Below are 20,813 nucleotides of genomic sequence, written 5' to 3'. Positions count from 1 at the left end.
AGTTGCGGTTAGTTGACTTTTTGTTCTGCAAAATGAGGTTTTAAAATGTTTTTAAGGACGCCGGCGCTGTGAAGGAACTGTTCTTTTTCTTTCTCATTTAAGTTCAGCTCAGTGATACCTGCGATCCCTCCGCGGTTCACGACAGCCGGCACACCGATGTACACGTCATCTGCACCGTATTGCCCGTCCAAATATGTGCTGACAGTTAATATGCTGTTTTCATTATGAAGAATGGCTTTTGTAATGCGAGCAAGACTCATCGCAACCCCATAATAAGTCGCGCCTTTTTTCTCAATGATATGGTAAGCTGCGTTTTTCACATCATCTACAATTTGGTCCAGCTCCTCTTGTTTGTACGCATCGTTTTTCTCAACGAGTTCACTGACCGGCACACCGCCGACATTCGCGTGACTCCAAACAGGAAGCTCTGTGTCGCCGTGCTCTCCGATAATATGCGCGTGCACGTTTTGAGGCGCTGCGCCAAAGTATTCGCTCAGCATGAAACGGAATCTCGCAGAATCTAGTGTTGTGCCGCTTCCGATCACCCGCTCTTTTGGCAGGCCGCTGAATTTCCATGTTGCGTAAGTCAGGATATCAACCGGATTTGTCGCGACTAAGAAAATGCCGTCAAATCCGCTCGCCATGACTTCACTAACGATGCCTTTGAAAATCTTCAAGTTCTTTTCTACTAATTCAAGGCGTGTCTCACCAGGTTTTTGGTTTGCTCCTGCGCAAATGCAGACAATATCAGCATCCTTGCAGTCTTCATATGTTCCGTAAGATGTTTTGACCGGTTGTGGCGCAAACGCCTTTCCGTGGTTTAAATCCATCACATCGCCCATTGCTTTTTCTTTATTTACATCAATGACCACAAGCTCATCTGTGATCCCTTGGTTAATTAACGCAAATGCATAACTGCTTCCAACAAAACCCGCTCCGATTAAAGCTACTTTATTTACATGTTTGTTCATCATTAATCATCCTTCCAGGGTATGTTTCTCTTTGATGTCTTTTTGTTTGTGAAGTATTTCACATTTATATTGTGCAACACTTCACAAACTTTTGCAAGAGAAAAGTTTTGTCTGATTTATGAACAAAAAAGAAACCATCTATGATGGTTTCTTTCGGTAAGTCCAGTCTAGCCTTGTCCTCAATAAGGAAGAGAACCGCTTAAGCCCGAGTCATTATATAAACCATTTTGCACGTAATCAAAGCCAGGCTGATTCTGGCCGGGCACTTGGGCGCTGCCATTATTAAAAATCACTTTGGCGTTGGTTGTATCCGTGTCCGCAGGCAGCGTCAGCGTGTAAATTCCATCTGCATTTTTAGTCATTGGTTTTCCAGGCCAAGATCCGGTCAATTCAATTGCCCCGCCCCCATCATGTTTATAGATATAAGCATTTACCTGGCTCCAATGATTCGGATTTTGATAGCCGATGGTTTTGGCCGAAGCTGGATCTCTTTTAACAAAGCTGTATTCCTCGGTCCTCGTTACACCATCACTGTTCGTTCCTTTTAACATGATGGTGTATGTTTTGCCAAATGGATCTCCTTTTCCGATTGTGAATTGATCTCCATCCTTAAACGCTGTCTCTGGTCCATTATTGATTTGATAAACGGCTTTTGTTGTATTCGCATCTGCACGCAAGGTAATCGTCAGTTGATCATTGAAAGAATGTGTTACACCTGTTTTGTAATTCTCAAGGAAAACATGAGGCGCTTTTGCAATATCATCAGGATAAAGCACAGCCACAGACCTGGCATTGATCGTGCCTGTCAGTTTACCATCATTCACTTGAAATGAACCTGCCCCAGCTTTATTGTCATACCTGCCATCAGGCAATTTTGTTGCCGTATTGATAGAGACAGAGGATGAACCTGCATTTGCCAGCACAACGCCATGTGAGCCGCGCTGATTCATAAATATCTGGTTGTTTCCATTCGGGTTCGAGAGTTCCTCAGGCTGTCCAGCCATCACATTGTGAAATCTATTGACCGCAGTGATAGCCTGATCTTCAAATAAAGCACTCCCGCGATCGCCTATTTGGCTTTTCCCCGGGAATCTCACACCATTTCCGCCTCCCTCAGGTCTGGAAAAGAAAAGAGGCGTACTGCCTGAACGAGAAGCTATCACCGCCCAGCCTAAACGGATATCATCATCGCTCATCCATGTCGACTCTTCATCATCATTGGCATACGTATCATGCGACTCTACCCATGTCACTAGCTTGTCCGCAGACACATCAGATGCATAGTGGGAGATATTCGACACGCCCAGATTACGATTCTTTAAAGCGGACCTTATGGAATGCCCATAGTTAGACGCTGTCACATCCATATAATTCGCATATGCAGCATCTCTGGAGGCACTATCCTGCAGGATTTCTCCGTATTGGAACTCTGCAGATGTATTTGTGATATTCGGCCAAAATTGACTGCCGTAACTCCCATCATCCGGAAGCTCTATATGTTTGGCGGCATCAAATCGAAAACCGTCTGCCCCGTCATTCAATGCCCTTTCTAAGAACCGTTTCAGATAGGACTGTACTTGTGTATTTTGTGTATTCCAGTCATACAGCCCGAGCAATGAATTCTGCGTGACATCCCATCGATCAGACCAGTTTTTAATTTGTGTGTTTCCATGTGTCCAGTTTGGAATACTCTTAACCTCATTGGAAATCGCGGCATAATCACTGGTGGTATGATTGATGACCGCGTCAACAATGACCTTTATGCCATATTCTTCAGCGGCTGCACACATTTCTTTAAATTCTTGTTCAGTACCTAAGTAACGGTTGCCAATTTGGTACGATGTCGGCTGATAGAGCCAGTACCAGTTCGACATGCTTTTATCTCCTTGATTCCCTTCCTTTACTTGGTTAATCGGAGATGTCTGAATGGCTGTATATCCTGCATCATGAATATCCTTCATATTATGTTTTAACGTATTGAACGACCAATTCCATGCATGAAGAATGGTTCCGCTTTTGATCGACGGTGCTGTCAGCTCATTCGATTTGTTCGCCGTTTCAGCACTCGCAGCCGCCGGTCCTGCCAGAACCAAATGAAACAGCAATAAAAATCCAGCGAATAACGGCAGTAAAGAGGTTTTGAATCGTTTTGCAAACATTCTTGACACTCCTTATTTGATTTTTTGAAGACTTACTTCGGAGTCAAAAATCCCTCTTACTTCATTCTTCCGCTTCCTCCTTTCAAACCGATGTGAAGACTGGAGAATTTTGTCAACGCTTACATTTTAAATTATCACAATCACTCTATCAAAACAACTTGGCAGAGTGAATACAAATCAATGTTCCTATAAAAAAAGCTGCCCGAAACTGTGAACGCTTCCCTCGCTTAGGGTGGCAGGTACAGCTGTACGAGTAGTTGGACAGCTGAAGGGGAAGAGGCTAGCAGTCGAAAATCTGGTGAGGCCGCGACATCACAGCGACATTGTAAATTTCAGTAGGGGGAGGTTGAACCCTTGATATATAAATGTTCCTGTGATTGTTCCAATGTAACAGGTTTACTTTGTAACAGTGTTAGTGAGCTATTTATATTTTTCGCGGAATTTTATTGAACAAGTGTAAGGGAGTGGTTTTGTAATGAAGAGGTTACTCTCTCAAAGAAACGAATGAAGGTAAATCCAAGTTTCCTACGTTTAGTCATAAAAAGATGTTTAACATTGGACGAGAAAGGTTCAACAAAAACAAAATCTCCAGGTTCAGACTTCAATTTTTTCAATGAATGAAACTTATGTCGCTGACTTTAGCATAAATTCCACCATGCGAGCTGGCGTACCATCTTGGGAAGACAGCAGAAATTTTATATCTTTAAGTGTGTAGCCGGTTATAGCACTTCATTAAAATCATAGTTAATGACATTAATCAGTTCAGAGCGTTATCCGATTTCATATGCTGAGTTTGCTTTTTTTAGACGATGGCCTCTCTAATCCTTTCTCTCAAACCATATTTAGATAGGGAACACCATTCCCTTTATCCCTTTGCGAAAAGACCTGTAGGGTAACAACCCATGGGGTTTTTCCAACAAGTCTGAGTTGACAATCCCACAAATGTTACAGTAATAATTGGAATATAAATTAGTAGTACTTATTAGATGGGAGGATAATCGGTGAATAATTCAAAAAATAATAATAGTGACACAAAACAATTTGATGTTAGTTTACAGATTCGTAATTTTGAAATCGAGTTGTTTTGGAAGAGATCATTGTTTTTTTGGGGGTTTATAGCCTCAGCATTTGTTGGTTTTTCTAGTTTATACGGAAAAAATTTTTACTTATCAATTATTATTGCTGATTTCGGATTTATTTGTTCTTTATGTTGGACATTAGTTAATCGTGGTTCAAAATTTTGGCAAGAGAATTGGGAAAGCAAGGTTGAAAACAAAGAAATCAACAAACACTCTGAGTTGTTTACAAAAATAGAACCTATACAGAAAAAGTTTTTCCTACTGCAAGCAAGAAAATATTCAGTGAGTAAATTGGCTATTGGATTAAGTGATTATGTTGTAATTCTTTGGCTAGGAATTATTATCTCTGCTATTTTTAAAGATTTTTTAAATGCAAAAACAATTACTTGTGGTTTTTCAATCTTTACACTTTTATATGGAATTTACATGATGATATTTGGGAGAATCACAAGTAAATAAAGGTTTCACTAGGTTTTGTGTTTTGAGCCGGTTCGATACCGGCTTTTTCAATCAAAGGAAAAAAACGTGTTTTCCTTCTACTTTCTCTCCCCTGTCGTTTTTATAGATCAGAAGGCTTTTTGTAGTCTGTTATTGACTCCCCGTTGTTTACTTGAACATATGTTATCCTATAGTTTTCATTATCTGTGATTGTCGCACACACTGTTGTAGGTAAAGATAATGTGCTAGTATATGTATTTGTTTCGTACGTCTCCCATGCGTAATCTTTCGTTTCACTATCATAAGGAGTTGAATCAGCATCTAACTCTTCAGCAGAAATCTCAAGTTCGTATTCAATATCCACACTAAACTCAATTACAGTATCGTCCCCATCTTTTTCGGTGCTTAAAATTGTGGAATCATAACTCTCGATTTTATTTGCAATAGCAGAAGTAACTTCCGCAGACGAAAAATCCTCATGATAAACTTGAATATCATAACTCTCAATTTCCTTAATCTTCTCTTTGATGGATTCTTGAACCTTTTTTTGCGCCAACCATTCTTGTAAATTTACTTTTCCCACAACAAATTCCCCCACGTTTTTGGTTTTCATGATATTATACTCAGGCTACTTTAAAAAGAATTCTTATTTAAAGAGCTCAATATAATTATATCATATATCCATTTATATCCAGAAATAAAATCAACAAGCTATTGCTTTCAAAAAAACGCCCCATCCGGTTAAGGATGGGGCTGGTTTCGTTTATACTACTTTATCCGGAGGTTCGATCCAATCTACAGCGATGTTTTGCTTACATCGTCTGCAAGTTGCGTTTACGCTGCCCGAAGCTACTCCGTTGTGTTTATAACCGCAGTTAGGGCACGTGTACTTTGCGCCGCCTTTCGCGACTGCAAAAAACGGTAAACTGAAGATGATTAGCATACCACCCGCAATTATTCCGATTATCGTTAGGCTTAAGAGGAAACCAACAAAAACGAGTAAGATACCGATTATCAAACATACTATTCGACTTGCGCCAAACCGTTGTTTCTTTACAGTCACCGTTTTATATTCCACGTTATCCGCCCGTCCTTTATATGAGTTAGCAAAACTATAATACGGCGCCAAACTGTAGCACCTTGAGCTATTTATGATGTTATCAAATAGAAATTTATATGTCACCTAACAAAAAATAACCCCGGAGGGTCTAATTCCGAGGCCGGTAGAAACCAATCCTCAAGCACAAAGATTGATTGTATTTAATGATACACATAGCGTTGAGATATGTAAACCAGGTATGTTACTTGGAGTATATCTTCATTTTTTCATTGGTCTTTTTACCGTTCTTAATCTTATCCAGGTACTTTTTAAGAAAAGAATCATATAGACTATCAGGAATATATCCAAGTTTTTGCTGCAAGAGATTTTCAAAGATATTTATTTTCTATGTGAGGAATTGATAATCATTCCTGGATTCCTGTGAATCAGTGTTACCTTCTTATAACAGCCAAAAAGCACACAAGGTTAATATCCGTAAAGGGGTGTTCTCCAGCCCTTTACGGATTGTTAAGACCAATTTATTTGTGGCAGCTGCCTGTTTACAAAAATTAGCGATCCTTTTGTGCTTTTATGAAACACGGACAAAATCACCATGTCCGGTCTCATAGAAATAAAAGATACGGGCCACATAGAGCAATTCTTTAAGGATTACTATCATCTTTATAAAAAACTTCATAAGCTAATTGAAGAGTTGCCAAAATAAAATATGTCCGGAAAGATCCGGGCGTGTTTTATCTTGGCAAAACTTTCTTGTACTAAAGGTCCAGGATTGAACCAGGTGCAGCTGAAGGAAAAGATCGATGTCTGGAATCTGGAATTGGTGAGACATAAATATTAGGTCATAAAAAAGAACCAGTGGCTTCCTGGTTCTCATTGATTTACAGCCATAATTGGCTCTTATATATGTTTGCGTACTTTTTGTTTCGTAGACGTCTTGCTAGTGCTGTCCACTTCAAATAGCTCCTGTCTAACCATTGGATAAACGAGTTTATAAAATAAGTATCCAATAGTAGAGCCTAGTGTATTTAATATAAGATCATCTACATCAAAGCTTCTGTATGTGAGTCCAATCGCTGATGATATAGTAAACTGTTTCCAAACAAAAAAAGAAACCATCTATTTTTCAAGATGATTTCTTTTTTATTTCTTCTTTTACCGCTCTTCTGTAAGCCAGCTTCACAATCACATACCGAAGCAGAAACAGAACGCCGCCGCAGACGATAAAAAGAAGAATCATTTTCAGCCAAGCGAAGAATGTATGGGGAATCCCCCTGTCGTACATCGTAAGCACCACTACCGCAAAGGCGACCGCAATTGATTCTATTCGCTGCTGCTTCACCCGTTTTTGCAGTTCTTCTTTGGTGTCTATTCTCGGCATGAGCATTCCGGATGCCGCAGCCCTGATGCAGTAATATAAGATAATGATGAACAAAAACACAAGGCTTGCAGCCCATTCTTTAAACGGAAATTCAAACATAATGCCGCGGATGATCACATCAAGCAGCGCAAATGCTCCCGCTATCATCCCAATCTCCGACCAGATTTTTTGTTCTTTTTCTTTTACTCTCTTATTTTTCCCATTCACGCCTGAAAGTCTATTACGCAGATTATTCATGACCTTCCTCCCGCACTTTTACGAATGGCTTATGGCTTACATGTTACAATAACAGCCTGCGCTTCTGCAATGAATAACTCAAAAGCCCGCCGTACAAGCCGGCGGGCAGCAATCGTTAAAACGGCCCCCAATTGATCATGACACCGACCACGATAAAGACAAGCCCGATCAAGAACCAAATCAGAGCAAGCGGCACCATAAACCGCAGCCACTTGACATACGGAATACCGCTGGCGGCAAGCACCGCCATGAGAACGCCGGATGTCGGGTTCACACAGTTGACGACCCCTTCTCCAAGCATAACCGCTTCAACCGCAACCTGTCTCGTGATTCCCATCAAATCAGCGAGCGGCGCCAGGATTGGAATAAATACAACGGCTTCGCCAGAACCTGAAGAGATGAGAAAATGAAGCAGCGCACTGGCGATATACATGCCGATTGCCCCAGCAATCGGGCTGAATCCGTCCAAAAGTGAAGCCAAAGCATTGACGACAGTATCGAGAAGCTTTCCATTTTCAAGGATAACGGAAATGCTTCGTGCCATCCCGACAATCAGCGCCCCGTATACAAGACTTTGGCAGCCCGTAATGAAGGTTTTGGCAATATCGTTCGCCGCAAGCCCGCCTATTAAACCGGCTAGGACAGAAATAAAAATAAATGTCGCAGCCATTTGGGAATCTGACCAGCCAAGCTTCAAAGCGCCGTATAAAAATCCGACAAGTGAGAGTCCCGCCACAGCCAAAATCAGCTTATGGCGAACTGTAAACGGCACTGACTGATCTTCTTCTTTACCGGCTTCGCCCATTCCTGCCGCAGGGAACCAATCTGTTCCTAACACACTGGCATCTTTTGATTTTTTTAATTTTCTCGTATACAAATAGATATAAATAATAGAAGACAGCAAAAAGCATATGTATATCACAACTCGCAGGCCGATTCCAGAAAAAAGAGGGAGCTCCGCGATTGATTGTGATAAACCGAGCGGTGACGGTGATAATATGGTGGAGTTAAATCCAGCGTAGCAGCCGATGTAAATAACAGCGGCTCCCGCGACTGCGTCCCATTTTAAGGATCGTGCCACAATGAGGCCGATGGGGATAAAACCGATAACTGAATTCACGACAATCCCGGTTGTTCCGAGAATGGAGAACAATGCGCCGACAATACAAATAAATAATAATTGCTTTGTGCGGAATTTGCTGATGACATTGTAAATCAGGCCATTGATGGCACCCGTTTTTTCTAGAATAGCAATGGTGCCGCCTGTGAATAAGATCAGAAAGATGATGGGTGCTGATCCAACCATTCCATCCTGTAGAGAAGTAAAAAAGCTGATCAAGCTGACCGGAGACTGTTCAATTGAATGATAGCTTCCCGGAACAGCGGTCGTGACATCCCCCTTTGTCACGCGGTCAAATTCACCTGCCGGCACAATATATGAAGCGATTGCGCAAATGAAAGCAATCATAAATAAGAGGACATAGGCGTCAGGCATTTTAAATGTCATTCGTTTTTTCTTAGGCTGTGTTTCGGCTGCTGGCATACTCATATTTCGATCCATCCCCTCTGTTTGAAAATATTAATTATTCTGAATAGTAGCAATATGTGCTATATTATATACAGCCTATCTTCCTGTTTCAATATAAATAAAGTAAAGAAGGTAAAAATTCATTCTGATAGAAGGAGGTATTTCTTACCATGCAAAAGCTTTCAGAAGACATGAAACAAACCGTTATGGACATCTTCGAGCATCTGCACGCGAACCCTGAAGTCAGCTGGAAGGAATATGAGACAACTTCATTTTTGAAACAAAAGCTTGAGGATTTAGGGTGCCGGACGCGCACGTTTTCAGACTGCACCGGGGTTGTCGGCGAAATTGGCTCAGGCTCACCTGTTGTAGCGGTACGCGCTGATATTGACGCGCTGTGGCAGGAGGTTAACGGCACATTTCGCGCCAACCATTCCTGCGGACACGATTCACATATGACAATGGCATTGGGCACGTTAATGCTGCTCAAAAAACAACCTGAGCTTCCGAAGGGCACAATCCGTTTTATCTTTCAGCCGGCAGAAGAAAAAGGCGGCGGCGCCTTGAAAATGATAGAAGAAGGCGTGCTTGATGATATCGACTATTTGTATGGCGTTCACGTCCGTCCGATTCAGGAAACACAGAACGGCCGCTGCGCTCCGTCTATTCTGCACGGATCAAGCCAGCACATTGAGGGAACGATCATCGGGGAAGAGGCTCATGGCGCCCGTCCGCACCTCGGGAAAAACAGCATTGAAATTGCGGCATTTCTTGTACATAAGCTCGGACTCATTCATATTGACCCGCAAATCCCGCATACCGTCAAAATGACAAAACTTCAAGCCGGCGGTGAAAGCTCTAACATCATTCCAGGAAAAGCATCGTTCAGCCTTGATTTGCGCGCACAGACCAATGAAGCCATGGAGGCGTTAATCGCCGAAACAGAAAGAGCCTGTGAAGCGGCCGCCGCTGCATTTGGCGCAAAGATCGAGCTGCACAAAGAACACAGCCTTCCTGCGGCAACACAAAATAAAGAAGCTGAAGCGATCATGGCAGAAGCCATTACGGAAATCATCGGGGCTGAGCGGCTTGATGACCCGCTTGTCACCACCGGCGGCGAGGATTTCCATTTTTACGCCGTGAAGGTGCCGAATCTGAAAACAACGATGCTCGGACTAGGCTGCGGGCTCCAGCCGGGGCTCCATCATCCGCACATGACCTTTGACAGAAATGCGATGTTCAACGGCATTCACATTTTAGCGAATGCCGTATTAAAAACTTTTCAAAAGGCTGATTCACCCGCTGCCGCTTACGTAAAATAACGCAAAAAAAGCAGCCTGACACAGGCTGCTTTTTTGATTACTTCTTCAAATCTTCAATTGAGTTGACATTTTTCATATATTGAGGAACAACAAGCCCCATCTTCACACCAGTCATACTGGTGCCAATATCATCATATTTGCCTTTATATTTAGCGGCGTATGCTTTATGGGTATTCGGCAGCCATGCGGAAAGGGATGCATCCGCACTTCCCGTCGCAATTGCAGTCCACATCGGCCCAGCCTCTACCTGAGTAAGTGTTACCTCATAGCCCAAGTCTTCTAAGACTTTGCCTATGACGTTTGTACTTGCAATCTCACTGTCCCACGCCACATAGGCAAGGTTGATTTTGTCTCCCTTCACCTTTTGAACGCCTTTTGTCCATTCGGCAATCTGATCCTTGTGTTTATTGACGTACTCAGCAGCAACTTTGGCAGGTTTCTCGCCTTCTTCCACCTTGATCATGATTTCGCCCATTTCGTCCTGCGTCCATTTAAACTGGCTCAGAAGCTTTGCGGCATTCGGCTGCTCTTTGCTGAAGCCTTTGCGTGTGATCGTATGGATTTCCTCTGCGCTGCCATAAGATTGTTTCGGATCATCGAGATATTTCAGCTTATATCTGGAGAACATCCAGTGCGGTGTCCATCCTGTAATGATAATCGGTTTCTTACGGTCGTATGACTTTTTAAGCGTAGCGGTCATCGCAGCACTTGACGCTGAAATCAATGTCCAGTCATTCAGGTCATAATCCTTCATCGCTTTGTCAGTCAGGGACATAATCCCTGAACCGGGGTCAATCCCGATGATGGTCTTATTCACTTGTTCTGCTGCGGATGCATTTTCATCGTTTTCTGAACCGCAAGCCGCAAGTGAGAGCGCCAGCATGGCGGAAACGCCGATGCCGATGATTTTTTTAAGCATCAGGCATTCCCCCTGCTTTTCTTCTTCACTTTAATATTTTGAGTAATACGGTCCAGGGTAATGGCAACGATAACGATGGCGATACCGGCCTCTACTCCGACCCCGGTTTTCAGCTGTGTAACGGCACTGTATACTTCAGAACCAAGTCCCGGTGCACCGACCATTGCGGCGATAACAACCATTGATAACGCAAGCATGATGCTCTGGTTAATTCCGGCCAAAATCGTTTTTGTCGCAAGCGGAAGCTGAACTTTAAACAAACGCTGAGCTGTTGTAGAACCGAATGCCTCAGTCGCTTCAATCAAATCCGCCGGCACTTGTTTAATACCGAGAACAGTCATGCGGATTGTCGGCGGCATCGCGAAGATAACAGATGCAACAACACCCGGCACAACACCGATGTTAAAGAAGAAAATCGCCGGCAATAGATATACGAAAGCAGGCATTGTCTGCATTAAATCAAGAATTGGCGTTACAATACGGCGAACCGTTTCTTTCTGAGACGCCCAAATTCCGATCGGAACCCCGACCACAATCGAAATAATCACAGATGTCAACACAAGCGCCAATGTTTGCAGCATTGGGTCCCAATATCCTAAATAATCGATCAGGAGGAATCCAATCAACGTAAATAACGCAATTCCCCTTGTACTGATCCACCACGCAAGTGCGGCGAAAATAATCGTTAACAAAATAGATGGAATAAATCCAAGACCGGTGACAATTCCATTTACAAAAGCGGCCAATCCGTTAGCGATTCCGTCGAAGAAACCGCCAAACGTCATCGTAATCCAGTCAACAAAACGGTCAATAATATCTGCTAAAGGTATTCTAGGCAGTCTATCCATCTTATTTCACCTCCTGTGCAGAAGGATCTTGTGTTTGTTCGTTAGTGCCTTCAGCATTGATATACTCGTTATTGCCGGCAAGTGCGCCAATCAGCGCGCCTCTTACGACAATTCCTTTCATTCTTTGCTTCTCATCCACAACCGCAATTGGAATATTCGCATCGGACACAACGTCAAAAATCTCAGTCAGATACGTATTCTCTGGTACAGTCGTAAATTCTGTATTCAAGATGTCTTGAAGTGACAAATCAGACTCAGCCGCTTTTTTCGCATCAGACGCATAGATAACACCTAATAATTTCTTTTGTTTATCCACTGCATAAATTGAAGAAATTCCAAGGTTTTTCATCAGTGTCAATGCTACGCGAGGCCCTTTATCAATCCGCACTGTTTCAGCGCGTTTCATAATGTGGCCTGCTGTGAGGACTTTAGACAAATCAACATCTTCGACGAATTTCTCAACATATTCGTTAGATGGATTCATCAGGATTTCTTCAGGCGTGCCGATTTGAACGATGTTGCCGTCCTTCATTAGGACAATTCTGTCGCCGATCCGCAACGCTTCGTCCAAGTCATGCGTAATAAAGATAATTGTTTTTCCGACATTATCGTGAAGATCAAGAAGCTCATCCTGCATATCTTTACGAATCAGTGGATCGAGCGCACTGAACGCTTCGTCCATCAGAAGGATGTCCGGATCATTTGTCAACGCGCGGGCAAGGCCGACACGCTGCTGCATCCCGCCGGAAAGCTGGTCTGGATATTGGTGTTCAAATCCTTCCAGTCCAACGAGCTTAAGAGACTCAAGCGCTTTTTGCTGCCGCTCTTGTTTGTCTACACCTTGAAGTTCCAGTCCGTATTCTGTGTTTTCAAGTATCGTTCTGTGCGGGAACAGAGCGAACTTTTGGAAGACCATGCTGATTTTCTTCCGGCGGACTTCCCGGAGCTGGTCTTTAGACATATTTGTTATCATGTCACCATCAATGTAAATATTTCCGGCAGTCGGTTCAATAAGCCGGTTTAACATCCGTACTAAAGTTGATTTACCGCTCCCTGATAGACCCATGATGACAAATATCTCACCATCATATACTTCAAAATCTGCCTGATTAACACCAACGGTTGATCCGGTTGCTTTCAGGATCTCTTTTTTTGTCTTTCCGTTGGCAAGCATTTGAACTGCCTTCTTTGTTTGTTTCCCAAAAATCTTAGAGACTTTCTCGACTTTTATCTTAATTGGTTTCTCATCTACACTCATATTTTCCCTCCATATTAAGCAATCTTTATTACCGTAACATTTATGTAACTTCCCACACAAACAGCATATTCTCTTTTATTCTGTACCATTTCTTTATAAACATCCATGTGACCACATGATCTTATTTATGCTTCTAAATGCTCTGTAATCCTCCTATATGATTGTATTTTACGGGTGATTTTTCTCCTATCTTTAGTTGAAAACGCTTTTATTGGAATTGAATTCCTCCTTCCTCTTATGACTTCCTGCTCCTTTACTGGAAAAATAAGTTGCTTTTCCAACACCCATTATGTATTATAGTTTCATGACTATGAAACAATCAGATGATCAAATCAGAGCGCAAATTTTTAAAGCACTGTCTGATGAATCAAGGCTTGCCATTATTCGTACGCTTTATGTCAGCGGAAAAGAACTCAGCTGCGGTGAAGTAGGTGAAAAGTGCAATATTGTCAAAACCACGGCATCTTATCATTTTAAAACGCTGCGTGAAGCGGGATTGACGGCAACCCGGAAAGATTCGCGGACAAAATACGTCAGTCTGCGTGAAGACACATTTCAAACATACCTGCCTGGCTTTTTGGAAACCCTCTAACAAAGGGTTTTCTCTATACATATCTGTTTCATAGTTTCAAAGTTATAAAACAATAGGAGTGATAAAATTTGAATCGCATTTGGCTTTTCTTCAGTGTCATGTTTGTCATTGGCACGGATACCTTTTTGCTTTCGCCGCTTCTCCCCCTTTTACAGAATCAGTTTCATGTCTCTACTGATTTGTCAGGCTGGATGGTCAGTGCTTATGCACTCGGTTATGCGCTCTTCGCTTTCATTGCAGGCCCAATCTCAGACCGGCTGAACAGGAAAACAGTCATGCTGTGGGGACTTGCAGGCTTTATCGTATCCACGTTTTTATGCGGCATCGCTCCCTCTTTTGCCGCCATGTGCCTATTCCGTTTTGCCGCAGGCGTTAGCGCTGCGTTTGTGACGCCTCAAATTTGGGCGTCCATCCCAGTCATTGTCCGGCCTTCTCAGATCATAAAAGGCATGGGGATTGCGACAGCAGGTTTGGCCGCTTCACAAATGCTCGGACTTCCTATTGGAGGGTTTCTCGCTTCCTTTACATGGCATACGCCATTTTTCGTTTTGTCAACATGCTCGCTTATTCTACTATTGATCCTGGCGGCGGTCATGCCTGATATCCGGCCTTCTGAACCATTGGCGCGACCATCAATTGTCAACCCCTATCGGGAGCTTTTTTCATTGCCGAAAACATCGGTTATTCTGCTTGCCTATTTTCTGTTTCAAACCGGAAACTTCGCATCGTTCAGCTTTCTGGGTACTTGGCTTTCCGCGGATTATCATTTAACCGTGTCACAAATTGGCGCAGCTATGCTTGTACTCGGACTGGGAAATATGCTCGGGAGCCTTATCGGCAGCCGGGTTTCAGAAAAGCTGGGCATGTTTAAAACACTGATCAGCGGGATGCTGCTAATGGGCGCTCTCTATTTCGCTCTTCCGTTCTTTCCAAACTTGTTTTTAGTAGAAGCCAGCTTTTTTCTCACGTTTTTTACAGCTGGCATCATCTTTCCGTTAATGATGGGTGTCTTTCAATCCATTGCAGTAAATGCGCGAGGAACCATCGCTTCCCTTTCCAATGCCGCTATGTATGCCGGAACCACTGTCGGTACAAGTATTGCAGGTTTTTTATATCAAAGCACACAGCATTTCGGAGCTGTCACAGGATTTACTGCCATTCTGTTCATACTTTCTATGACGCTCTACCAGACAATTAGTAAAACCGGGAAACGCCAATCCGCAGCCCGGGCGCAAATGTAAAAAAAAGCACCTCATTCAAGAGGTGCCTCAGATTGAAAACCCTTGAAGTCTAGGAAGGACGAGCATAGGAGCGGACATTCACAGGATGTGATGACGACGGCGTTTAGGCAGGACGCCTGAGAATTTAGCCGTTGATCCACTTCGCATTGAGCACCGAAGCGCAGTCCTGACAACGAATGCGAGGGTTTGTCGACACGCTGAAAGCACCTCTTTTAAGAGGTGCTTTTCCTATTCTAGCTCAGTTTGTTTCGTTTCTTTTCCCATAATCAAAATACAAGCAACCGCGAGTAAGATTGCAATGCAAAAGATTGAAAAGATGACCGAAAACGAAATATGACGGGCTGCCAGCGTTCCGACGAGCAAAGGCCCGAAGATGCCGCCGATTCTTCCAAACGCTGCTGTCGTTCCTGAACCTGTTGCTCGAATCGCAGTCGGGTATTGCTCCGGGGTATAAGCATACAGCACTCCCCATGCACCGAGATTGAAAAACGATAACAGCATTCCAGCCGTAAGCAGAAGACTTAAGGAATCCGCCGTTCCGAAGAAATAGGCGCTTCCTGCTGTACCAATCAAGTAAATGACGAGTATCCACTTCCGGCCCGCTTTTTCAATCAGCCATGCGGCAGAGAAATAGCCCGGTAGCTGTGCAAGCGTCATCAGCAGGACATATTCAAAGCTTTGAATCATGCTGAAGCCTTTCAGCAGCATGACACTCGGGAGCCATAGGAACATGCCGTAATAAGAAAACACCACACAGAACCAAACGATCGACAGCATCACCGTCGGCCGTATATACTGTCTTGCCCAGACGCTTTTTACATTCTCCCACACCGACCTCTTTTTGGCAGAAAGCGATTCATATTTCGGCGAATCAGGCAAACTCGTCCGCAGGTACAGCGCATAAAAAGCAGTCAGCGCAGTTAACAGCAGGGCAGCCTGCCAGCCAAAGCTTGGTATCACAAAGTAAGAAATCAAGGCCGCTGCGAGCCAGCCCACGGCCCAAAAGCTTTCCAAAAGCACAATCACTCTGCCCCGCTTTTCAGGCACAACCGCTTCCGAAACGAGTGTTGAAGCGACTGGAAGCTCGCCGCCAAGTCCCATACCAATCACGAAACGAAGGATTAGAAATGCCGATAAGCTCGTCACAAAAGCGGAAATGCCGCTTCCGATGGAAAAGCATAAAAGGGTGATGATGAACACTTTTTTGCGGCCGATTCGATCAGCAAGCAAACCAAACAAAAACGCACCCGCAGCCATGCCGATGGAATTGACGCTTCCGATCCATTTCATTTCTTCGGGCGACAGATTCCACTCTACATGGAGCGCGGCGATAATAAACGATAATATTCCGACATCCATTGCATCAAACAGCCACCCCAAACCGGCGACGCCCAGCAGTTTACGCTGGGATATAGGCTGTTGTTTTCCCATTGCCAACACCTCTGATATGCAAAATGATTACCGTTTAAGTTTACACCTGTCTTTACACATTGTCATTAACTAAATGATGTAATTGAAAAACCCCGCTTATGTTCCACAAGCGGGGTTTTTATTATTGCTGCAATGCTGCTTTTTTAATATTATCCTGAAGCTGTGCAATTCGTCTCGCGCCGTCTTCGCGGAGGCGTTTGTTTTCTTCCTCGATTTGTTTTGTTTCCTGCATGCCGCTGACAATCGTGTTCCAAGACGATTCGATCGTTTCAATATCTATGCTCGGTCTGCCGGCCATTCTGGCAATTTCAACACTTTGGCTCGAGATGTTTTCAGCATTTCGTTTCAGCATCTCGTTTGTCCGGCGGTCAAGCTCGCTCATGGAATCAGCCACAAGCTTTTGCCGCTTTACCGTAACAGCCTGAATAATGCCGTTTTTGAAAATCGGAATGGTAATGATAAACGCGGAGTTGATTTTCCCGATTAGCTTTGCATTTCCTCGCTGCAGGAGACGGATTTGAGGTGCGGTTTGAAGCGCCACCATCCGTGCCATGTCCAGATCATACACCCGTTCCTCAAGCGCCTGAATGCCGTTGCGCAACGTATCGAGCTGCATTTGCGCCAGCTGGTTCCCGCTTGCCGCTTTTTCCTCATATGAAGGAAGGATCGACTGCATCTCTTCCAGTTTCATCTGCCCAGCAACGACGTATTTTTCAAGCTCCATATAGTATTTGATATTGTTTTCATACATTTCATCGAGCGTGTAGTTCGTCTTCGTCATCTCATCTTTGTATTTTGAAATCTCAACGTGGATTTTTTCAATCTCTCCGCCAAGTGTCTGATACTTTTTAAAGATTTTTTCAATCATGCTGCCGCCGCGTTTAAAAATTTTCGCCATTAATCCCTTTGGCTCATCAAAATCATTTTTGTCGAAGCGGTCCATGATTTTCCCAAGCTGAGTCAGCATTGTGCCGGAGTCTGTCACGCTTGTTGTTTTCATCATCCCTAAGATGCGGTCAGAGAACTTGGATATTTCAACGGCCGGCTCCTTGCCGTACTCAAGCAGCTCCATTTGGTTTTTGACGTCAATTTGTTGAGCAAGCTGCTTCACTTCTGGTTCCTGACGGAGCTGAAGACGGATATCGTCAGCTTTTTGCTGGGAAATCTCTTCATTTTTATCGAGAACAAGCGGATTTTGATTTTCTGTTGTCATGCTTTTCTTCTCTCCTTATTTTTGGGTAATGGTTCTGAAGAGCCTTTTCACAAGCGAAGGCTCTTTGTAGTCCTGCTGAAACACCATGTCATCCAGCCAGTGGATATCATACTGATCCTCTTCAATAAACTGCTCAATATCCTGGTGTCCGGGCGGATTATAAATGATGATATCGATTCCGATTTCATTCAGGAACAGCAGGGCAGCAGCATCCGAACGCGCGAGTCCGCCGCTCATTTCCGTATGATATAAAACGAGTTTCGGAACGGTTTGCGCATAGTCGAACATTTGAATCAATTTCAGCAGATTAGCAGGCAGGTTTGTTGTTTGTTTAAACAAATAGATTTGAACATCCTTGACTTGTTCCTGATGCAAAGCTTTAAGCCGCGGGTGCCTGCACATTCTCGAAATCGTTTTGGCAATGGCAGTCTGAACGCCCGCCGGCAGCTGTTTGTACTGCCACACATTGCTTGCCATCAGCTTGTCCGAATCAATGTTCCCTTCTTGATCAAGTGCGTGGCTGTAGTGAAATTGATAGTTCGACTTTATTTCTTCTGTAAATGGAAAGCTTCTGACCATTTCTGTTTCCTGATAATCCGCTAGAGTATGAAGCCTGTTCCAATATTCCTTATTGTCTTTCGACACGCCCATAATTTTGGCGAATACATTCGGAATCTCAATGGAATGTTTATCAGCTTTGAAATTCGGCCGAATAAAGGCGCGTTCTTTCGTGATTAAAAACAATTCATCATAGGTCGTTTTCAGCGTAACGGACACCGGTGTGTGATCTCTGAACTGCCACGGCTTATACAGCATGGATTCCTCGTGATTCAGCACATGTTCAATTTCCTTTGTTGAGCGGTAAGCCACTGTTGATTTCCGGTCTGGTTTTTCTTTCGGAAACGGCTGAAGCTCCGAAACATCCGGGAGCTTTTCCGTAAAACTGAGCTCCTGCTTCGGGTCGACAAGCGCCAGCTGATCGATTCCCGCCGGATGGAACAGCAGTACATCACAGCCGACTAGCATCAGATAATATAAGAAATAGAGCTGGCTTTTCGTCGCATCTCCATACCAAACAATCTTCGGCATCTCCCGCTCTATATCGGTTTTTTCCAGCCAAGGATTCAGATGGTTTAAGGAAAACTTCGAGACATCAAGCAGCACTCTGCGAAAATCAGGATGATTCAGCCCCTTTTCATGACTGTCCGCAAAGGTATGTAAAAGCGTCATCAGCGCTTTTCTTAAATGGCGGTGCATCAGGGGATTTGAGTGCTTCGCAATCAGCTTTTCCCCGTCCAGAAAGGCAACAAAGCGGCTGACTGACAGCCCTTTTTCTTTCTGATTGATGGAATGAATATGCTGAAGCTTTTGAAATGTTTCCGGTTCGATTGTTTTATCGAGCGTTTCACTCAAAATCGTTATGCGGTCGTTTACAGAAAGCTCATACAACTCGTTATAGTAGTCCGTCTCATCAATAGGCGTGCCCAATATCTGACCGGCAAGACGAGAAAAAGAAAGGCCTTGTGCAGTTTCATAGTGATCCCGCTCCGGCAATGGCTGAAACAGCAGGCTTTTCCAATCGCCATCAGCCGGAAGTGCTTTATGAATGGTTAGTTCTTCTTGTCTCATCATATCCTCCTTTCCGGTTTGTCATTGAACGATATTTCGGTAACAAAAAAGGAAGGACATTGAACCTCCCTCCTTGTTTTGTTTTATTCTTCTTTTGAAGCGGCTGTTTGTTCGCGCACCTGCTTTTGTTTATTGATGTAGTGAATGATCAATGTTACCGCAAATGCAGCGATAATGATAATGAAGAATACAGAGTGCGGCATTTCGTAATGGAAAGCGCTCCCCGCCATTTTCAGCGCGATAATGCCGATTAACACGAATGCTGTGTTTTCCAGCTCAGGAATTTTATCAATCAGCACAAGGAACACTTTTGCCACTGTACGCATCATTAAAATACCAAGCATACCGCCGATCAGAAGCACCCATACTTTTTCAGATACTGCAAACGCGGCCAGGATGCTGTCCACAGAGAAGGCAAGATCCATTAATTCTACTGAAATGACAGTCGCCCAGAAGATCCCAAACGTACGGACCATCCAAGAGTTTTTCTTGATGCCGTCCGCTTCCTCTTCTTTTTCGCCAAGCCAGAAGTGCTTAATGACGAGCCAAGCCAGGTAAAGCGCGCCAAGCACCTTGATCCACCAGAATTTAATGAGAAGCATACCGAGCCCGATGAAAATAAACCTGAAAATATAAGCTCCAAACAAACCATACGTTAACGCTTTTTTCCGCTGTTTTTCCGGCAGGTGTTTAACCATGACCGCAAGAACAAGCGCGTTATCGGCCGATAAAAGGCCTTCCAGAACAACAAGGGAACCGATCAAACCCCAGGAAACAGGATCGGTCAGAACTTCCCCCCACATTTTCCAATCGAAAAATGAAGCATACGTAGACAAAATATGATGTAAAAAGTCCAAGTTTTTTCCTCCTATTAATTTGAAACGGTGACTTCTCTATTTGTCACTCGCTTACACTTGCAAACCGTAATTCCGGCACAATGCAGCCAGCCCGCCGGAAAATCCGCTGCCGATCGCATTGAATTTCCACTCGCCGCCGTGTCTGTAAAGCTCACAAACGACAACAGCTGTTTCAATGGAGAAGTCTTCTCCCAAATCGAAGCGAAGAAGCTCATTCTGCGTTTCTTCATCCACAACGCGGACAAATGCATTGGAAACTTGTCCAAAGTTTTGGCTGCGTGCTTCAGCGTCGTGAATGGTCACTGTGATGCCGATTTTCTCAATGTGAGCAGGGATTTTTGAGAAATCAACGATAATCTGCTCATCATCTCCGTCGCCCTCACCCGTGCGGTTGTCACCCGTATGGATGACACCGCCGCTCGGATGTTCAAGGTTATTATAGAAGACGAAATCGAGATCATTTACGCAGTTATCATGCGCATCAACTAAAAAGGCCGAAGCATCCAGGTCAAAATCGTGTCCGCCGGAATACTTGTTTGTATCCCAGCCTAAGCCGATCACCGCTTTTGTCAGTCCCGGATTTGTTTTCGTTAAATCAATGCGCTGTCCTTTTGATAATTGAATGGCCATACTGCCTCTCTCCTTTCTGCTCT

Annotated in this window: 18 protein-coding genes and 1 pseudogene; 4 read left to right on the top strand and 15 right to left on the bottom strand. The window is 43.8% G+C overall.

The features are described from left to right. Positions 1 to 8 precede the first annotated feature (8 nt). The 3 genes and pseudogenes from ACFVP7_RS01820 to ACFVP7_RS01810 form a co-directional block, all read right to left on the bottom strand. Positions 9 to 974, bottom strand: coding sequence for an L-lactate dehydrogenase (locus tag ACFVP7_RS01820; RefSeq protein WP_003234685.1), 966 nt, complete (start codon positions 972 to 974; stop codon positions 9 to 11). Positions 975 to 1,150: 176 nt separating this feature from the next. Beyond that, positions 1,151 to 3,130 (bottom strand): alpha-amylase, encoded by a 1,980-nt coding sequence (amyE, locus tag ACFVP7_RS01815; RefSeq protein WP_163117747.1) that lies wholly within the window; start codon positions 3,128 to 3,130, stop codon positions 1,151 to 1,153. Between the two features lie 148 nt (positions 3,131 to 3,278). Then, positions 3,279 to 3,359, bottom strand: a pseudogene (locus ACFVP7_RS01810) (hypothetical protein); the annotation flags it as partial. 772 nt (positions 3,360 to 4,131) lie between these two features. On the opposite strand from ACFVP7_RS01810, the gene ACFVP7_RS01805 reads away from it, so the two are divergent. Next, positions 4,132 to 4,668: a hypothetical protein gene (locus ACFVP7_RS01805; RefSeq protein ID WP_024572031.1), complete on the top strand. Its 537-nt coding sequence runs from the start codon at positions 4,132 to 4,134 to the stop codon at positions 4,666 to 4,668. 100 nt (positions 4,669 to 4,768) lie between these two features. Here the strand turns inward: ACFVP7_RS01805 and ACFVP7_RS01800 are convergent, their stop codons facing one another. The 4 genes from ACFVP7_RS01800 to ACFVP7_RS01785 form a co-directional block, all read right to left on the bottom strand. Beyond that, positions 4,769 to 5,230: a hypothetical protein gene (locus ACFVP7_RS01800; protein ID WP_014475729.1), complete on the bottom strand. Its 462-nt coding sequence runs from the start codon at positions 5,228 to 5,230 to the stop codon at positions 4,769 to 4,771. Between the two features lie 1,374 nt (positions 5,231 to 6,604). Beyond that, a complete protein-coding gene (locus ACFVP7_RS01795) occupies positions 6,605 to 6,823 on the bottom strand; it encodes a VanZ family protein (RefSeq protein ID WP_080262600.1) in 219 nt (72 codons plus the stop codon). 7 nt (positions 6,824 to 6,830) lie between these two features. After that, complete coding sequence (locus ACFVP7_RS01790; protein WP_014475727.1) at positions 6,831 to 7,322, bottom strand: DUF6773 family protein; 492 nt, start codon at positions 7,320 to 7,322, stop codon at positions 6,831 to 6,833. A gap of 115 nt (positions 7,323 to 7,437) precedes the next feature. Then, positions 7,438 to 8,871: a YfcC family protein gene (locus ACFVP7_RS01785; protein WP_338732179.1), complete on the bottom strand. Its 1,434-nt coding sequence runs from the start codon at positions 8,869 to 8,871 to the stop codon at positions 7,438 to 7,440. A 149-nt stretch (positions 8,872 to 9,020) separates the two neighbouring features. On the opposite strand from ACFVP7_RS01785, the gene ACFVP7_RS01780 reads away from it, so the two are divergent. Continuing rightward, complete coding sequence (locus tag ACFVP7_RS01780; protein WP_338732177.1) at positions 9,021 to 10,172, top strand: M20 peptidase aminoacylase family protein; 1,152 nt, start codon at positions 9,021 to 9,023, stop codon at positions 10,170 to 10,172. A 37-nt stretch (positions 10,173 to 10,209) separates the two neighbouring features. Here ACFVP7_RS01780 and opuAC read toward each other — a convergent pair whose 3' ends face one another. The 3 genes from opuAC to opuAA are packed head-to-tail and all read right to left on the bottom strand — an operon-like array spanning position 10,210 to position 13,197. Then, positions 10,210 to 11,091, bottom strand: a complete 882-nt coding sequence (opuAC, locus tag ACFVP7_RS01775) for a glycine/proline betaine ABC transporter substrate-binding protein OpuAC (RefSeq protein WP_003246462.1) — start codon at positions 11,089 to 11,091, stop codon at positions 10,210 to 10,212. Then, positions 11,091 to 11,939 carry a glycine/proline betaine ABC transporter permease subunit OpuAB gene (opuAB, locus tag ACFVP7_RS01770; protein WP_003234703.1) on the bottom strand — a complete coding sequence of 283 codons (849 nt, stop codon included), beginning with the start codon at positions 11,937 to 11,939 and terminating at the stop codon, positions 11,091 to 11,093. The genes opuAC and opuAB overlap by 1 nt, the downstream gene beginning before the upstream one ends. 1 nt (position 11,940) lies before the next feature. Continuing rightward, positions 11,941 to 13,197, bottom strand: a complete 1,257-nt coding sequence (gene opuAA / locus ACFVP7_RS01765; RefSeq protein WP_003246301.1) for a glycine/proline betaine ABC transporter ATP-binding protein OpuAA — start codon at positions 13,195 to 13,197, stop codon at positions 11,941 to 11,943. Positions 13,198 to 13,486: 289 nt separating this feature from the next. On the opposite strand from opuAA, the gene ACFVP7_RS01760 reads away from it, so the two are divergent. Both ACFVP7_RS01760 and ACFVP7_RS01755 read left to right on the top strand, forming a co-directional pair. Further along, positions 13,487 to 13,789, top strand: coding sequence for a helix-turn-helix transcriptional regulator (locus ACFVP7_RS01760; RefSeq protein ID WP_010886398.1), 303 nt, complete (start codon positions 13,487 to 13,489; stop codon positions 13,787 to 13,789). Between the two features lie 68 nt (positions 13,790 to 13,857). Then, positions 13,858 to 15,030, top strand: coding sequence for an MFS transporter (locus ACFVP7_RS01755; RefSeq protein WP_338732171.1), 1,173 nt, complete (start codon positions 13,858 to 13,860; stop codon positions 15,028 to 15,030). Positions 15,031 to 15,258: 228 nt separating this feature from the next. Here the strand turns inward: ACFVP7_RS01755 and niaP are convergent, their stop codons facing one another. The 5 genes from niaP to ACFVP7_RS01730 form a co-directional block, all read right to left on the bottom strand. Then, the gene (gene niaP / locus ACFVP7_RS01750) at positions 15,259 to 16,461 is read right to left on the bottom strand and encodes a niacin permease NiaP (protein ID WP_015252880.1); all 1,203 of its coding nucleotides are present in this window, start codon (positions 16,459 to 16,461) and stop codon (positions 15,259 to 15,261) included. Positions 16,462 to 16,582: 121 nt separating this feature from the next. Continuing rightward, entirely contained in the window at positions 16,583 to 17,674 is a 1,092-nt protein-coding gene (locus ACFVP7_RS01745) for a toxic anion resistance protein (RefSeq protein ID WP_251233405.1), read from the bottom strand. 15 nt (positions 17,675 to 17,689) lie between these two features. Beyond that, the gene (locus ACFVP7_RS01740; RefSeq protein WP_338732166.1) at positions 17,690 to 19,303 is read right to left on the bottom strand and encodes a YceG family protein; all 1,614 of its coding nucleotides are present in this window, start codon (positions 19,301 to 19,303) and stop codon (positions 17,690 to 17,692) included. An 83-nt stretch (positions 19,304 to 19,386) separates the two neighbouring features. Then, positions 19,387 to 20,160, bottom strand: a complete 774-nt coding sequence (locus ACFVP7_RS01735) for a TerC family protein (RefSeq protein ID WP_021481856.1) — start codon at positions 20,158 to 20,160, stop codon at positions 19,387 to 19,389. A 51-nt stretch (positions 20,161 to 20,211) separates the two neighbouring features. Beyond that, a complete protein-coding gene (locus ACFVP7_RS01730) occupies positions 20,212 to 20,790 on the bottom strand; it encodes a TerD family protein (protein WP_003241242.1) in 579 nt (192 codons plus the stop codon). Positions 20,791 to 20,813 lie beyond the last annotated feature (23 nt).

It is taken from the genome of Bacillus sp. SG20033 (genome assembly GCF_044570195.1).
GTDB lineage: Bacteria > Bacillota > Bacilli > Bacillales > Bacillaceae > Bacillus > Bacillus subtilis.
Note: the sequence above shows the minus strand (reverse complement) of the source record. Positions and strands in the feature narration are given on the sequence as shown.

Bases quoted from the DNA above. Each gene is read 5' to 3' on its own strand.
- ACFVP7_RS01820 (WP_003234685.1), bottom strand. From the start codon at position 974: ATGATGAACAAACATGTAAATAAAGTAGCTTTAATCGGAGCGGGTTTT.
- amyE (WP_163117747.1), bottom strand. From the start codon at position 3,130: ATGTTTGCAAAACGATTCAAAACCTCTTTACTGCCGTTATTCGCTGGA.
- ACFVP7_RS01795 (WP_080262600.1), bottom strand. From the start codon at position 6,823: ATGGTTTCTTTTTTTGTTTGGAAACAGTTTACTATATCATCAGCGATT.
- ACFVP7_RS01790 (WP_014475727.1), bottom strand. From the start codon at position 7,322: ATGAATAATCTGCGTAATAGACTTTCAGGCGTGAATGGGAAAAATAAG.
- ACFVP7_RS01785 (WP_338732179.1), bottom strand. From the start codon at position 8,871: ATGAGTATGCCAGCAGCCGAAACACAGCCTAAGAAAAAACGAATGACA.
- ACFVP7_RS01780 (WP_338732177.1), top strand. From the start codon at position 9,021: ATGCAAAAGCTTTCAGAAGACATGAAACAAACCGTTATGGACATCTTC.
- opuAC (WP_003246462.1), bottom strand. From the start codon at position 11,091: ATGCTTAAAAAAATCATCGGCATCGGCGTTTCCGCCATGCTGGCGCTC.
- opuAB (WP_003234703.1), bottom strand. From the start codon at position 11,939: ATGGATAGACTGCCTAGAATACCTTTAGCAGATATTATTGACCGTTTT.
- opuAA (WP_003246301.1), bottom strand. From the start codon at position 13,197: ATGAGTGTAGATGAGAAACCAATTAAGATAAAAGTCGAGAAAGTCTCT.
- ACFVP7_RS01760 (WP_010886398.1), top strand. From the start codon at position 13,487: ATGTATTATAGTTTCATGACTATGAAACAATCAGATGATCAAATCAGA.
- niaP (WP_015252880.1), bottom strand. From the start codon at position 16,461: ATGGGAAAACAACAGCCTATATCCCAGCGTAAACTGCTGGGCGTCGCC.
- ACFVP7_RS01745 (WP_251233405.1), bottom strand. From the start codon at position 17,674: ATGACAACAGAAAATCAAAATCCGCTTGTTCTCGATAAAAATGAAGAG.
- ACFVP7_RS01740 (WP_338732166.1), bottom strand. From the start codon at position 19,303: ATGAGACAAGAAGAACTAACCATTCATAAAGCACTTCCGGCTGATGGC.
- ACFVP7_RS01730 (WP_003241242.1), bottom strand. From the start codon at position 20,790: ATGGCCATTCAATTATCAAAAGGACAGCGCATTGATTTAACGAAAACA.